The 398-nt window shown below is 68.8% G+C and carries 1 pseudogene; it reads left to right on the top strand.

The annotated features are described in order from the left end of the window. Nucleotides 1-142: 142 nt before the first annotated feature. A pseudogene (locus JMJ56_RS33360) lies at nt 143-316 on the top strand (IS66 family transposase); the annotation flags it as partial. Nucleotides 317-398: the final 82 nt, after the last annotated feature.

Genomic DNA, 398 nt, shown 5'->3' with positions numbered 1-398 from the left:
CACCCGCACCTGGCGGCCGGAGATGGCTGGGTAGTCGTACTCGCAGCAGATTCATTCGCCCCGACGCGGCGCGGTGCGCGACGATGCTGTCGTGGAGCTCGACCCCGCATCCCTGCCAGACGACGTGGAGGCGCTGCGCGCGATCGTGCTGGCGCAGCGTGCCGAGCTCACCGGCCAGCGCGACCTTATAGCGCGCCTGCGGCTCCAGCTCGCCCGGCTGCGCCGCATGCAGTTTGGTCGTTCATCGGAACGGCTCTCCCGCGAGGCCAACCAGCTCGAGCTGGCGCTGGAGGAGTTGGTGGCGGACGCGCCTGCCCCGGCAGTGGGCCTGTCCCGATTTCACGGACACCTTTGATAGGCTGAGGAGCCTGGGAGGTGTCGATGACGGAGAGCAACAG

The sequence above is a fragment of the Belnapia arida genome (genome assembly GCF_016773205.1).
Classification (GTDB): Bacteria; Pseudomonadota; Alphaproteobacteria; order Acetobacterales; family Acetobacteraceae; genus Belnapia; species Belnapia arida.
Note: the sequence above shows the minus strand (reverse complement) of the source record. Positions and strands in the feature narration are given on the sequence as shown.